The sequence below is a fragment of the Bacillus sp. A01H genome, assembly GCF_045277205.1.
GTDB classification, from domain to species: domain Bacteria; phylum Bacillota; class Bacilli; order Bacillales; family Bacillaceae_G; genus Bacillus_A; species Bacillus_A paranthracis.
The window spans coordinates 2550558-2565096 of sequence record NZ_CP117702.1 but is presented as its reverse complement, the minus strand read 5'-3'; the positions used below and the strand labels follow the sequence as shown (position 1 = coordinate 2565096).

Annotated in this window: 11 protein-coding genes, 4 pseudogenes and 1 riboswitch; of the genes and pseudogenes, 3 read left to right on the top strand and 12 right to left on the bottom strand. The window is 32.2% G+C overall.

From position 1 onward, the window contains the following. Positions 1-7: 7 nt before the first annotated feature. Both PSR14_RS13465 and PSR14_RS13460 read left to right on the top strand, forming a co-directional pair. On the top strand, positions 8-286 hold the full coding sequence (locus PSR14_RS13465; protein WP_001997557.1) for a hypothetical protein: 279 nt from the start codon (positions 8-10) through the stop codon (positions 284-286). 123 nt (positions 287-409) lie between these two features. Next, positions 410-838, top strand: a complete 429-nt coding sequence (locus PSR14_RS13460) for an SMI1/KNR4 family protein (RefSeq protein WP_073541701.1) — start codon at positions 410-412, stop codon at positions 836-838. A gap of 69 nt (positions 839-907) precedes the next feature. Here the strand turns inward: PSR14_RS13460 and PSR14_RS13455 are convergent. The 9 genes and pseudogenes from PSR14_RS13455 to PSR14_RS13415 all read right to left on the bottom strand — a co-directional run. Further along, positions 908-1272: pseudogene (locus PSR14_RS13455) on the bottom strand (N-acetylmuramoyl-L-alanine amidase C-terminal domain-containing protein); the annotation flags it as partial. Between the two features lie 92 nt (positions 1273-1364). Further along, the gene (locus tag PSR14_RS13450; protein WP_000413141.1) at positions 1365-3752 is read right to left on the bottom strand and encodes an RNaseH domain-containing protein; all 2388 of its coding nucleotides are present in this window, start codon (positions 3750-3752) and stop codon (positions 1365-1367) included. Positions 3753-4047: 295 nt separating this feature from the next. After that, positions 4048-4167, bottom strand: a pseudogene (locus PSR14_RS13445) (TenA family transcriptional regulator); the annotation flags it as partial. Next, a pseudogene (locus tag PSR14_RS13440) lies at positions 4148-4318 on the bottom strand (helix-turn-helix domain-containing protein); the annotation flags it as partial. The pseudogenes PSR14_RS13440 and PSR14_RS13445, both read right to left, overlap by 20 nt. Before the next feature lie 213 nt (positions 4319-4531). Further along, the gene (gene tenA / locus PSR14_RS13435) at positions 4532-5221 is read right to left on the bottom strand and encodes a thiaminase II (RefSeq protein ID WP_073541699.1); all 690 of its coding nucleotides are present in this window, start codon (positions 5219-5221) and stop codon (positions 4532-4534) included. A 123-nt stretch (positions 5222-5344) separates the two neighbouring features. Further along, positions 5345-5450, bottom strand: a riboswitch (TPP riboswitch). Positions 5451-5524: 74 nt separating this feature from the next. Then, on the bottom strand, positions 5525-6439 hold the full coding sequence (ddlB, locus tag PSR14_RS13430; protein WP_001997545.1) for a D-alanine--D-alanine ligase: 915 nt from the start codon (positions 6437-6439) through the stop codon (positions 5525-5527). Between the two features lie 4 nt (positions 6440-6443). After that, the gene (locus tag PSR14_RS13425; protein WP_000471622.1) at positions 6444-7892 is read right to left on the bottom strand and encodes a PLP-dependent aminotransferase family protein; all 1449 of its coding nucleotides are present in this window, start codon (positions 7890-7892) and stop codon (positions 6444-6446) included. A 101-nt stretch (positions 7893-7993) separates the two neighbouring features. Continuing rightward, the gene (locus PSR14_RS13420; protein ID WP_061536471.1) at positions 7994-9037 is read right to left on the bottom strand and encodes a homoserine dehydrogenase; all 1044 of its coding nucleotides are present in this window, start codon (positions 9035-9037) and stop codon (positions 7994-7996) included. A gap of 87 nt (positions 9038-9124) precedes the next feature. Beyond that, a complete protein-coding gene (locus tag PSR14_RS13415; protein ID WP_073541698.1) occupies positions 9125-10366 on the bottom strand; it encodes a triacylglycerol lipase in 1242 nt (413 codons plus the stop codon). Between the two features lie 253 nt (positions 10367-10619). Between PSR14_RS13415 and PSR14_RS13410 the strand changes: the two genes are divergently transcribed. After that, entirely contained in the window at positions 10620-10961 is a 342-nt protein-coding gene (locus tag PSR14_RS13410; protein ID WP_073541697.1) for a DUF3914 domain-containing protein, read from the top strand. Between the two features lie 76 nt (positions 10962-11037). On the opposite strand, the gene PSR14_RS13405 is transcribed toward PSR14_RS13410, so the two are convergent. From PSR14_RS13405 to PSR14_RS13395, 3 genes and pseudogenes are all read right to left on the bottom strand, one after another. After that, positions 11038-11709 carry a lipoprotein BA_5634 family protein gene (locus PSR14_RS13405; protein WP_002163634.1) on the bottom strand — a complete coding sequence of 224 codons (672 nt, stop codon included), beginning with the start codon at positions 11707-11709 and terminating at the stop codon, positions 11038-11040. 67 nt (positions 11710-11776) lie between these two features. Beyond that, a pseudogene (locus tag PSR14_RS13400) lies at positions 11777-13701 on the bottom strand (ABC transporter permease). After that, on the bottom strand, positions 13676-14446 hold the full coding sequence (locus tag PSR14_RS13395) for an ABC transporter ATP-binding protein (protein ID WP_000511813.1): 771 nt from the start codon (positions 14444-14446) through the stop codon (positions 13676-13678). The pseudogene PSR14_RS13400 and the gene PSR14_RS13395 overlap by 26 nt, the downstream one beginning before the upstream one ends. Between the last annotated feature and the right edge of the window lie 93 nt (positions 14447-14539).

The window sequence follows — 14539 nt, the reverse complement described above, 5'->3', positions numbered from 1 at the left end:
ATTCGCTATGAAACTATACTTTAAAGATATACATTTAGGAGACATTTCAAATGTAAATGGTGATGGTTTTTGGATGTATGGAAATATTAATTTCACTAATAACATTTCTGATTTCAAAGAGTTTCTTAACAAAATGGTAGATGAAAATAATCCGCCTTTAGATGATGTAAATCCAATCCTATTGGATGAAAATAATTGGTTTGTATCTAAAAATAATCAATTAGAGGGAATTGGAATACCTGCCGTCTACTTTGATTCAAATGAAATAGAATGGCGTTGGAGATAAATAAAAAGGTTCTCAGTTAAGAGAACCTTTTTCACTTCACATATACATAGGTTTCATTTGCTATTACATAGTAAATCTCACTTAACTTCATACCACCCAAGAGTATGAAAGGATTGATCATTAATGAATATTCTAGAAAAATTAAACGATTCCTTCACTTTAGAAGCTCAGGAATCACCAGCGAGTAAAGAGACCATTCAAGAATTACAAAAGTTCTCATCAATAGATGTACCATTAGATTATTTAGAAGTAATCCAAAATTGTACAAACGCAGAGATTAATGTACAAAATGAACTTTACATACGTATTTGGGGCCCTACTGATTGCATAGAGATGAATAAAGCACATGATATTCAAAAATATATACCAAATTCACTGGCAATCGGTGATGATGAAGGCGGAAAAGCATTATTATATGGAGATGGAAAAGAAGGATTCGGATTATATACAGTGGATTTTGGAGATTTAGATATTGAAGAAGCAATTAAAATAGCTCCTTCATTAAAAGCATTGTTAATAGATGGTGTCGGAGTAGAGGAATTGTTGTCATAGTTAATAAAATAACAGCCGAATCATTTATATCGAGTCGGCTGTTATTTTTGATTAAGCTATCCTTTTGTTTTACTTCAAATACTCATACCACCAATCTCTACGATCAAGGTACTCCTTCATCGCATTTAATTGAGCATCTGAAGTTGGATCAGAAATAAAATATGCTAATCCATCAGGTTGTAAAATGAACTTAGCTGTCATTTTTAACGATGTCAATGCTCCCATAACATCTTCAATATACTCTCTTGAAAATGCTCCTGATTGGATGATATTTAGTTTAGTTGTTTGAACTTGCTCTTGCACTGCTCCAGTAAACCAAGAAAGCAGCTTTCCTCCTATCAATTGATTTAAATCACAATTACCGATACCAGGTACATTTCCTGTTTCCATGTACGCCAAAAATCGCAAGGATATGCTGGCTTATTACCAACATATTACCAACTTTCTTAGCACCTCAACAGTATAACTCATCGATAAAGGCTTATATGCCGGCTCTCATATCCTCCATGGATTTGTCTATTATTATTTAAAGTAGAATAATTGAATCTTTCTTTTCTATTTTTATAATATCTACATCCAATTCATCATCAAACTCTTTAAACTCTCTTGCATCTATATCCGTCATATAGCTCTTTATTACTTTCGCCATATGCATGGAATATGGCATGTGTATATTCTTTTCCAAAAGCATACTTGAATTACAGCACATGTAATGTACCATTTTGGCAATATAGTTCCTTTCAACAGCTTTTACACCTAGAGGTAATATTTCAAGTATATATCGATGCAATGTTTCACTATCATTACACAGATACTCACCAGTGCTATAATACATTCCCTTTTGATCTATATATAAACTCGTACTATCTAATACGTCATCACATTCTATCACACCGTATTTGGGTACATCAAAAGATGTATTTATTCTTACAGCATTTAAGTTTGGAACCTTTAGCACATCTGGAACAATGTCAGGGAAAGTATCTATATCAATTTTTTCATTTTGTAACTCTTTTATCCAATGTTTTCTTACATTCGCATCTATAATGAAGTATACTTGCTCATTTTGCTCTTTTGCAGGTTGTAAAATTTCCGCTAATGTTTCAGAAACAAATTGTTTAAATTGAATGCCCATATCATTTCTTTTTGAAGGCTGCGGTAAAAAAGTGTTATGTTTATCTACATTTAATAATAAACGATCAATCGTTTGCCACTCTATATTCCCATATAATTTATATGAAATTTCTTTTCCTTTTATTTTTGAAAAAATGGGTAAGAAATCAAATTTCGAGATTCGTTCAATTGATAAATTAACATATGTACAAGGTAAATTTATCTTATTCCAACTACGTTTTAAAAATCCTTTTTGTTCTAATAAACTCAAAATACCATTTATAATCGTTTTACGAGACACACTTTGGCCTATAAATAAATTAATAAATGCTGAAATACGGTTTGTTCGTGCAAATCCTTCTCTAACAATTTGCTTTGGATCAATTTTTTCACGTCCATCACAATTTTTCATTGCAATTAACGCCAATGTCGCATCATTACGCTTACCTGCAGTAGCATAAACCGCTTTCATAACATCCTCTACTAAATTCGTTTTATACTTCTGGCAATATTGCATCTTATATGGATTTTGCAATACTTTTTCAATATTACATCTTACTATTTTTAACAACACTGGAGAATCTGCATTTAATATATATGATGACTCACTGATTTGAGCTAACACCATTTCACTTTCAAATAATGCTTGTTCTACTTCCAGCGATATTTTTTCAGACCATATTTCTAGCGTTATAGTCTCTAATCCTTTTGGTGCAATTAAAGGGAATACTTCTTTCCTATTGCCTGTTTCAATCTTTTTACATTCTGGTAGTAATGTGAAATAAGAAAATTTTTGCTGAAACCCTTTAAATAGATACTCTCTTTCTTTTGCTTTTATACCAGATCTTATTTTAGTACCTTGAACTTTATATATTCTCTCATTGTATGGAAGAAGTACCCTAAGATTTGCTCCTAGCATATAATCTTTCGGATATTGAAGAATATGATCTAATTCAACTTCTCCACCTATACGAAAATCATCTTTTAAATTTCTAAATATCTTAATCCATTTGATGCCGTTTGTAGCCTGCTGAACTTTTAGTTTTACAAATCGTAATTTCTTATTATTCAATGCAAATTCTGGAGTAGAAATTAATATCATGCCCCGTTTTCGTCTTAATAGCAAAGGGATGTCTGGATGGTTATATTCTTGATAAAATCTCCGAATTCCTATTGAAACATTTAATAATGGAATATTCTCTCCTCCGCGCGTTATATATTCGAACCGAAATACATAGGCGAAATAGTCTTGTGTTTTTTCATCTTTAATAGGCTCTGACATCGCCTCACAAATATTTTGTGATCTAAGAGGAGAAAAATATATATCTTCTTCATTTATATTTTCTAATTGTACAGGACGTTCACAAAAAATATGTGAAATTAAAGCGGGCACCCATTTAGAATATACTTCCTTATCATGTAGTACTGTTAAATTAGAAATTAAATCGTAATGCCATTCATATTTTGGCGATCCTATTAATTTATTAGGTTTCCAATCATGAATAATCTCATACCAACTTTGAAAAATATAATCAAGTTGTTCTTTTCTAATAGGTTCTTTACATACAATCCATGGTGTATTTTCATTTAGTACATATGGATTATGCTGAATAAATAATATATCAGAAAACATATCATATAATCTTTCATTTAATCGTTTCAACTTACTCGTTAATAAAAATGTCTTATAATGTATCTCTACAATATCGAGCCATTCAATAGGAAAATATATAAATGATACGCTTTCGTTTAAAAGGGGTTCTATTATATTTTCAAATGTTAACAACTTTAATTTTTCCATAAAATGATTACTTCCTTTCTTCATTTTTCTTGATCTCAAAAAACTAAAGTATCATCACATAATTTAATTATTTAAAAGAGAAGCAAATACTGCTTATCCGACTTATATATTAATGACATGACTCTGATAAAAGTTAAAAGAAATTTTCATACATATCCCTCCTTTTATATAATAAATATAATATATTGAGATTATATAATATTAGTCACGTATTGTATTTGTGATTTACAATAATTTTACAAAAGATTATAAAAGAGGTATTGACCATACATATGTATATCAAATCCTCTTTTCACTATCCTATTACCTTTTTCGCTTCTTTATTCACTGACCACTGCTCTAATGTATAAGTCATTTCCCAAAATGAATATTCATATTGACTGCTAATAATACAATGCTGTTTCACTGCGGTACGTACCATCTTTCTGTACGTTTCTTTTTAATTCTCGTGCAATAGAGGAGTAATGTCGCTTCAGAATGGCACCAATTTCTCTCGTTGAATAACCTAATTTATGAAGTGCTTCTAGTTGTCCACATTCAAACGTAGTAACATGGGAATAGCTCATACTCGTCCTCCGTGTAAGTAAGTGGTGTGGTAACTTCTACTTTACACGAAGCGAGGTGAGTTTTTTTGTTTTTTTAGGTGTCGCACTTAATAATACAATTCGTCAAATTAAAAAAAGACGCATTTAGATTGATGCGCCTTTTTGCGATACTTCTTTTGTTAAATCATATACATAAGTATGATTCATACCTGTAAATAGCAATACCTCTTCTCTTTATCCTATTACGTTTTTCTCTTTTGTACTTATCGGCCACTTTTCTAATGTATAAGCCATTTCCCAAAATGAATATTCATATTGACTGCTAATAATAAAATGCTGCTTCATACGCTTACGGTCTGCCTCTGTTACTTGTTCAGCGATAGTATCTAACCTTGTAATTTGCTCTTCAACTAATGTTCGGAACCAATCAGATCCATAAGCAGAAATCCATTCGTTATAAATCGGCTCTTCTGGCTGGCACTCTTTTAAACGCTCACCAATTTCATAATACAACCAATAGCAAGGTAAAATTGCTGCAATAATATCGCCTAAATGTCCTTCATACGCAGCACGATACATATGTGAAGTGTACGCATATGCAGTTGGAGCAGGGATAAAATTATCTTTTTCTTCTTGTGTTATCCCTAATTTCTTCGCAAAATTCTCATGTAAAGATAATTCCGCTTCATATGTATTTTGAGCATGGTGTGCCATACGAGCTGTCGTTTCTAATTCTAGTGCTTTTGCAGCTCCTAAAGTTTGTACTCTAGCAAAGTGACTTAAATAATACGAATCTTGAAGCACATAATAGCGAAAACTAGCTAAATTTAACGTTCCTTCACCAAGTTTTTTTACAAAAGGATGATGAAAACTAGCTTCCCAAATTGAGTCTACTTCTTTACGTAATGATTGTGAAAAAGTCATGTAAATCCCTCCAATTATGTATGAAATTTAAGTATTTACCCACCATTATTAAATCTGTAAAACAAAAAAACTTTCTTTACAGACGTAAAGAAAGTGAAATTGACAGTATTTATACATGAAACAGCAATGTCTTTCCCACTTCCCTACGCTGGCATTAACCAGATCAGGTACTAAGAGTCTCAAATTCCAATTTGATCTCAGCCTATAATAGGCCCCCCTAGTGGATAAAATATTTAATTTTCGTATTGTATTCATCATAACATACTTCATGTAACTGTCAAAAGTTATTCATGATACCACTACTTAAAATCCTTCGTCTTTTCTTACTCTTAATGAAGTTTCAATAATCATATCTAATAGTTTACTATATTCAATTCCCGCTGCAGCTGCACTTTTTGGTAGTAAACTCGCTTGCGTCATCCCTGGTAATGTATTAATCTCCATTACATATGGAATACCATCCTTCACCATCATATCCACCCTTGCATAAACGCTGCATTTTAATGCTTTATAGCAAGCCAGTGACGCTTTGTTTACACGTTCCTTAAGTTCAGCTGGAAGTTCAATAACTTCTTCAATTGTACTAGTATCATCATATTTCGCATTGTAATCAAAGAACTCAGCCGCATGTCGAATTGAAATGATAGGTAACTGTTTTCCATCAAAAATGGAACATGTAATCTCATCACCTTTAATGTACTTTTCTATTACTACTTCAGAATCCCATTCGAACACAGTTTCCAGCATTGAAATTAATTCGTCTTTATCATAGACAATCTTTACCCCCACACTCGAACCACCAGAGTTTGGTTTTACCACTAATGGAAATCCTAACTTATCTAATTCATCAACATTTAGATCCTCCATTTTTGTAAGTTCAATCCAATCAGGTGTTTCTATTCCTTCATAACGTAGAATCTTTTTCGAAACATTTTTGTCCATACATATACCGCTAGATAACATATTGCTCCCGCTATAAGGAATACCTAAACTTTCAAGCGTTCCTTGAACTGTCCCATCTTCTCCATATTTCCCGTGTAATGCGAGCAGCGCAAAATCAATGTCTTTCGCTTTTTCGATTAAATCCATTTTTTCATTTAACGTAATTGGTACTATTTCATATTTATTTTTATCTAAATGTGCAATCATTTCATTTCCAGTCATAATTGATACTTGTTTTTCAGAGGATACTCCTCCCATAATAACGCCAACTCTCATTTCCTCAACTCCAAATTTCATTTTTTATTGTATCACCAATTATTTTAATTCCCCGAACTATTTCTTCTTCTTTCAAACGTGAAAATCCTAATCGAAACGTGTTCGCTCCTCCTCCATCAGAATAAAACACATCTCCAGGAGAAAAAGTAACCCCTTGCTCATAACACTTTTGCAAAAGTGTGCGGGCATGAATTTTTTCTTCTAACTCTATAAATAAATGAAGTCCACCATCACCGGTCATTCTTTGAAACGGAATGTACTCGTTACACGCCCCAACAGCTAACTCATATTTTTTCTTATAAACAGATCTTGCCTTTTTTAAATATTTTTCAAAATATCCTTCATGTAAATATTGAAAAAGAACAGCTTGATCTAAAGTAGATGTGTGAATCGTTCTTGCTCTTTTCACACTTTCTAAATAATGAATTAGTTCTTTATCTGCAATGATCCAGCCTACACGTAAGCCAGGGAAAAGTACCTTTGAAAAGCTACTAATATAAATCACATTATTACCAGCACCAGCAAAAGTTAATAATGGTGCTAAATGTGAACCTGAATAACGTAACTCTTCATTAAATCCATCTTCTATAATAGGAATCTTATATTTTGAAAATAATCTCATCAGTTCCGTTCTTTTCTCTGAACTCGTCACAATGCCGGTTGGATTATGATAGGAAGGAATTAAATACGCAAAATCAAACTCTTTTTCACGCAAGCTTTTTTCAACTTGATTCGTATCAATACCATCTTCATTCATATCAATACCATGAACTTCAAGGCCATGTAAGCGGAATAGCTTCAGCGCAGCATGGTGAGTTGGATTCTCACAAATAACTCGACCTGATTTCTTTGATAACGAGGATAGAACAATATCTAACCCTTCAGTAAATCCATTTGTAATTAAAATATCTTTGTTCGAAATATCTACACCTTTCATTTCCATATAATGAAGTAGATATTTCATTAACGGTCTATAGCCTTTTGCGTATCCGTAATTTAATACGACATCACCTTCAATGGACATACGAGTAAGAAAAGCTCTTTTGAAATTTTCCACATCAAATAGCTTTTCGTCCGGAGCAATACTGTTAAAAACAATCATTCCTTTTTCCCAACGAACACCATGTTTCATTAAATCTAATTCATCCGCTAATAAAGTAACTGTATTAAGTTTATTTTTCCAATCTATTTCAACAGACGAAGTGTTTGATATATCAACCTTCGCAACAAAATTCCCTTTTCCTTTAACTGCATAAATGAGCCCTTCTTGCTCTAAATCTGCATAAGCAGCGAGTACAGTGTTTCTGCTTACACTAAGTAATTCACTTAGTTCCCTTGTTGAAGGAATTTTTTGATCCCCGAGCAAATGCCCTTTCATAATCATCTTCTTTAAATAATCTTTTAATTGAATATAAACGGGACGATCTTTCACAACTTTAAAATCTTTAAACAATTCCTTACCCCCTGCAATCATTTTTGCATAATTATTTCATTCTTAAAAGGTCCACTACATATGTATTTTTTATAAAGTGAAACTTTAATCAATTAGTAACTTTACTCCCCGTTAATACGTGACAAATCTTTACGATATAAATTAATTATATCTTTTAAAGCTGCTGCTGCGGCTCCGCGTGGATTTGATGCACCACCAATTGTAGTAACTTGGCCCATCGTATCTGTAAAGAACGTAATCCCTTTTTCTGTTCCATTTACATTTGCTAGCGGATGATTTTTATGTAATTTGTACGGTTCAACATTTAGATTCACATTACCTTCATTATCTTTATAGGCTGATGCTATCAATTTAATAATTTTATTTTGTTCCTTCGCATTTCGAATTTGTTGTTTTGTAACATGTTCGATTCCTTTAATATGTATATCTGTAAGCTTATTCTCTGTTCCCATTAAACTGTTTGTTAAAAGTAACAATTTACACGCACTATCAGAACCACTTACATCTAATATTGGGTTCGTTTCAGCAATTCCTTTACGTTGCGCTTCTTTCAGTGCTTCTTCAAACGTAATATTTTCCTCATTCATTTTCGTCAGAATATAATTTGTTGTCCCGTTTAATATTCCTTCTATTTTTTCAATATGGCAACCAGCTAAACTAAATTGACCAATATCAAGTGTAGGTAATGCGGCCGCAGTTGCACCACTATATCGAATTCGTACATTCGCAATTTTTGCTGCTTCATTTATTTCTCTCCAGTTTGTAACAAGCGCACCTTTTGAAATTGCTACTATGTCCATTTGTTTTTCAATCGCTTGTTTTATATATTGTTTTCCTGGATTTCCATCTTTAAGGTTTGTAACTGTTGATTCTACCAGCACTGTACCACTTATGTTATCTGTTGCACGTTCCTCCGGATGATATTCTATATACTTCTCAATTGCTGCGCTACTGCTACCATACGTTAATAAGTCCTGAATAGATAACCCATCCTCATTATGTATTGCAACATTTCTACCTAATAAGCCACTTACAACTAACTCTATACCATATGTTTCATATATATATGAACATTTTTCATGTAGTAATTTTATAAACTCTCTTCCTACTGTTCCATATCCTGATAATACAACTTTAATTTTCATAATATCCCCCCATATTTTTCTACCAAAGCCCTCTTTCAATATAATATAAAGCGCCCTCGAATTCCATCGAGAGCGCTTTATTACTATCTATTTCGGTAAACGTGATAACTTTTCAGCAATTGCTCTATAAAACTCTTGAATGCTAGAAAAACCTAACGTGTCCGAAACACTTAATCCTACCATGTCGAAATGGTCCCAATTTGCTTTCGTTTCGATATGATTCCATTTCCCAATCTGTAATGACTCGCTATTATTTACAGTAGCATGAGATGATGGTGCAATCATAGAATTTGTATTTACTACACCATCATTTTGCCACCAAGTAGTATCAATTAATGGACGATTTTCTTCATACCTTGCATAGGAACCTAAGAAAAATGCATTCCCCATTAACACCTTATTCATTGTTATATGAGGCAAATGTAAACCTGTTATAGGTGCTGCTTGTGATGCATGTCCACTATAGGATAAGTAATACACATTTGGTTGCGTCTTTACCCAATTATTTAACTCCTTTGCACCATCTGTACTTAAATCCCATTGACTTATATCTTTTGTATTTTTCCAAATTGAACTATTTAGAATACGATCAGTATATTGTAAAGAGGACTCTCCAGCATTCTTCTTCAACCCCCATTGATCCAATTTAAAATCATATAGTGATAAATTATCGTTTCCTCCAAAACTTGCAGCTGTAATGAGTAAATCTTTAACGAACGGTAGTAGAAGACTACCATCCGCAAGTGTTGTACCGTTGTGAGGAGTTGCTAATGTTGTAACACTATGAACATATGATTTCTCGCCCTCAAATAGTGGTGATATTTTGGTGTTTGGGTGATTTTTCACATAATTTTTTTCTTCATAACTGCCTTCTTTTAATATCTGTACCAATGTTCTAATTGTTTGTCCACCCATGCTATGTCCAACTAAATGTACTTTATTTGTTTCACTCCAACTCTGCGTGAAACCACTATAAGTTCTTCCAAAACGATTATGTCCATGTTTCTCAGCATGTGCGGCACCGTAGTCTACTGTTCCACCGTTAATTTGGGCATATAATTCACATGCACGATCCCAATTACTAGAAACTGGCCCAACGGCTGCAGTATGAACTGTATAACCATTGCGTTTCAAATCTTCCTGTATATCATGAACACCACCCCAATATTTAACCCCTAGCATTTCCTCTCTACCCCATCCGGCAAACCCGTTTACTAAAATGATCGGATAATTATTTTGTTGACTCTCTTCAGCGTATATTACTTTCGTGGCGAATGAACATACAGTCATCAATGCAAAAAAACATATTTTTAAAAATAACTTCCCCATACTTCCTCCCCCTAATAAAACGTTTACATTTTTAAATTTACAGCATGCTTTAATAACTTAAACATAATGTAAAGTATTTTATATACGTTGTATATATAGAAAACATATACAAATGTTGATAAATATTTACTTTTTACAATACATCTTGTAAATCTGTTTATTTGAATTTATAATTAGATATAGTTTCCTCATGTTAAAAAGATTTAAAAACCATAAGAAAACTAATCTCATTGCTTCAAAAGGAGGAAAAATCATGCAAATCGGATCAAATATTCATACATTGTCTCAACCTACTAAAATAACTCCATCTAATCTTGAGCATAATACTATCTCTTCTACTAAACTTGAAAGTAAGAAAGTAAATGATCCCATCAAGTTCAATATTCGTTCATCCGAAAAAGAAATGAAACAGCCAGAGCATAAATTTAATGAATTAGATTTATGGAAGATGCTAAAAGATAAAGGTGTTCCTTTATGGATCATCCTTGAAATGCTACAAAAAGTTCGTAAAGAAAAAGAAGCTCAAAATAATTCGACTCAAAATACTAATGCGATTGAGGAAACAAACGAGACTCGATTAAATGAAGTAATGTAATCTTTTTTATATAAATAGTCTATAAACTAAAAAGAGTTCAAGCTTGATAAAGTTTCTATCAAGCTCGAACTCTTTTTTAAGATTTTTCTCCAATCGTTACAAACTGAAAAGATACTTCTCCTTCCAAACCTTTAATTAGCTTTTTTACTTTGACATTTTCATTAATCATTGTATTATCTGTCGACATTTTAGGTTTTTCGTCACCTATAGATTTTTTAAATTGAAGAAGATGCATTTTTGTTTCATTTGCTTTTATTTCCTTATATACGCTATTTTTTGCTACAATCACATACCATTGTGTTGGATAAATACGCTTGTTACCTATCCAAGCGTCACTATTGTATATGACAGGAATCTCTTTCCCTTCTAGTTTAATACTTTTCAAAGTCTTTTCGTCGTCTTGCGCAAACAGTAGCGAACCCTCTTTTGGGAATTTCGGTAACGTATTTACAGGTATATAATTAGAGCCATTGTCTCGTTCACGAAAAACTTTAGCTTTAATCAATGCTTGTGCTGTAGACTCATTTAAAATTAATACCTGTCCGTTTCCAACTTTACCTTTTTTTACAGAAAACACTTCATTTTCTTTCGTAATTTCCTGATAACGATTAATAATTGGTGAAATTTTATTTTCATCTCCAATGATTAATATACCGTTTGCAGGAAATAGATTCTCCTTTTTAGAACATGCACTAAAACTTATTAATAGTAGTATCGTTAACATAAAAATAGTTAGAGTTCTTTTCATCGCGTTTCCTTTCATCATACAGTTGATTTTTCACATACTTTCATATAGTCTTACAAGCTAATAAACTCTATTGTTCCATAACCTTATAAAGCTTTTGCAGGTAACGCCAACGGGTTATAAAGAAATATAAAACTTGTATACAAATAAATGAAATTAAAATTACGATAGAACTATTCATAATAGAAAAATCGAGTAATTGTTGTAATGCCATATAAGCGACTACGGTATGTATCACTGCAATGATAATCGGTAAGAAGAACATTAATAATAACTGTCTCGTTACAACTTTCTTTAGCTCGCGTTTACCTAATCCCATTTTCGAAATCATTTTATATTGCTGTTGATCACGATCCAAATCCGTATATAATCGGAAATAGATAAAACTAGCAGCGAATGTAAAGAAGACGATTCCGACTAAAACACTTGCCATAAGTAATAGTCCATTCGTTTGCTTCGCACTTAACAAATCTAGAGTTAAAGCTCGAAATTGAAAACTACCTTCTTCTTTCGCGAATGTACTAATTAATTCGTTTGAAATTCTCTTCGTTTTTATCCAATCGTCTACAACAAATCCGTAAGTACGATATGGAATATGAATATTATTTGGATCACTAGTAATAGGTATTTCATCATATACTTGATCCTGAACAGCGATATATATTTTTCTAGTATCATGTGGTAAAACTAAATTTTCTACAGCTTTTTCCACTTGAAATGTCTTTGTCCATTCACCTTGAATGACTTCTATACTTTTTTATAGTCGCCATTTTTAAATTCGTGTTTTTGTGATACGACTCCAGGAATTAATAAAGTTTCACCTTCATTTTCAATTGTTTCTTGTTGATATCCAAGTGCTTTAGCAAGATCGTTATATTCGCTTAACTTCATTACAATTACATTACTTTCTGTGTATATATATGAAGCTGAAGCCATTCGATATGGAATATTAGCATCAGCAAGATGTTTTTTTATAATAGAAAGATTTTTATTTAATGCTTTATTGTTTTCAAAATCCTCATATAAAAATGTATACGGATTTGTCATCCTTACTAAATCTTTACTTCCAATTGCAGCTGTTGTACCAATCGCTGTAAATGCAACTGCTGAAACAATAGAAACTATAAAAAACATTGTTGCATTATCTTTCATACGGTAAATTAATTCAGAAATCGTTAATATATTTGTTCTCTTTAAAAAGAAAGATTCTCTCCTTTTAGCAAGATGTAATATATACACGCTACACTGTGTATATAAAAAGTACGTTCCTATAATTACTAGTAGGACACCCATTCCGAGCGTAGTAAAACTGGAACTTGAAATGAAACGAAATACTAAGAAATATCCATATCCTATACTAATTAAAGAAAGTAGTGATAATAAAATTGAAGATTTCGGTTCAGGTTTTGGTTTTTCCTCTGCTCGAATAAGTTCCACAAGTTCCGTTATTTTTACCATTTTAAATGTAAATAGTGAAACAATGAAAAATAAGAAAAGAAAAGTGATAATCGTTAATAATACAGCCTTCACTGGTGTATAAAAAGGCAAACCATTATTAATCATTAATACACTTGCGCTTATCAATAAGACTAGTTTAGAAAATATGAGTCCAATGAAAATCCCTATACAAATTGAACCAAATCCAATCAACATATTTTCAATTAATAATAATTTCTTAAATTGTCTCATTGACATACCTTGCATCATTAATATGCCAAATTCTTTCTTACGAGTTTTTAAAAATGAACTAACTGAATATAGGATAAAGAAAAATGAAAATACAAAAATCAAACCTTGCGAAATTGTAAATCCCATCGTACCATATGCACTTATTGTTGCACTTGTTGATTTTAATTCCCCTTGTAAATCAGGATGAAATAATAAAAGGGCATATGTAAAGAAAATCATAATAGAAAATGCACTACTTAAAAAATGAGCAGCATATGTACGCTTATTCCGAAAAATATTATTAAATGCGAACTGACGAAAAGTCATGCCTTTTCCCTCCTAACAAAGAAAGGACATCCATAATCTTTTGATAAAAAGTTTGCCGACTTTCACCACGATAAATTTCGTTATACAGTTGACCATCTTTTATGAAGATTACTCGGCTGCAAAAACTAGCTGCATACGGATCATGTGTAACTAACATCATCGTTGCCTTTTCTTCCTTATTAAGCGTATCCAGCATCTCCATTACATCATTTGAAGATTTAGAATCTAAATTCCCGGTCGGTTCATCAGCAAGTAATAATTGCGGCTTATGAACAATTGCACGAGCAATTGCTGTTCTTTGAGCTTGTCCCCCTGAAATTTCAAACGTTCTTTTATTCAAGATATCTGTAATATTTAATTTCTCTGCAATTTCTTCTACTCGTTTGTTCATTTCTTGCACAGAAACACCATCTAATGTCATCGGCAATACGATATTTTCCTTCACTGTAAGCGTACTAAGTAAATTAAATGATTGGAATACAAATCCTAATTGTTTTCTACGGAATAAAGCCAAATCTTCAGATGATAACTGGAAAGGATTCGTACCATTTATTACTATTTCTCCCGATGTTGGAGAGTCAATAGTAGATACCATATTTAATAACGTTGTTTTCCCGCTACCAGATGGCCCCATGATCCCTATAAATTCACCTTCTTGAATTGATAAATCAATATCTACTAATGCTTTAAAAGGTATTTTCCCTTTATATACTTTACTAATATTTTTCGCATGTAAAATTCCCATTTCTATTCTCCCTTCATTTGCACGTCTCATAACAGAGTGTAAATGAATTGTCTTACAGTTCATATTGATTCTTCTTTCATTTATCTTACACGC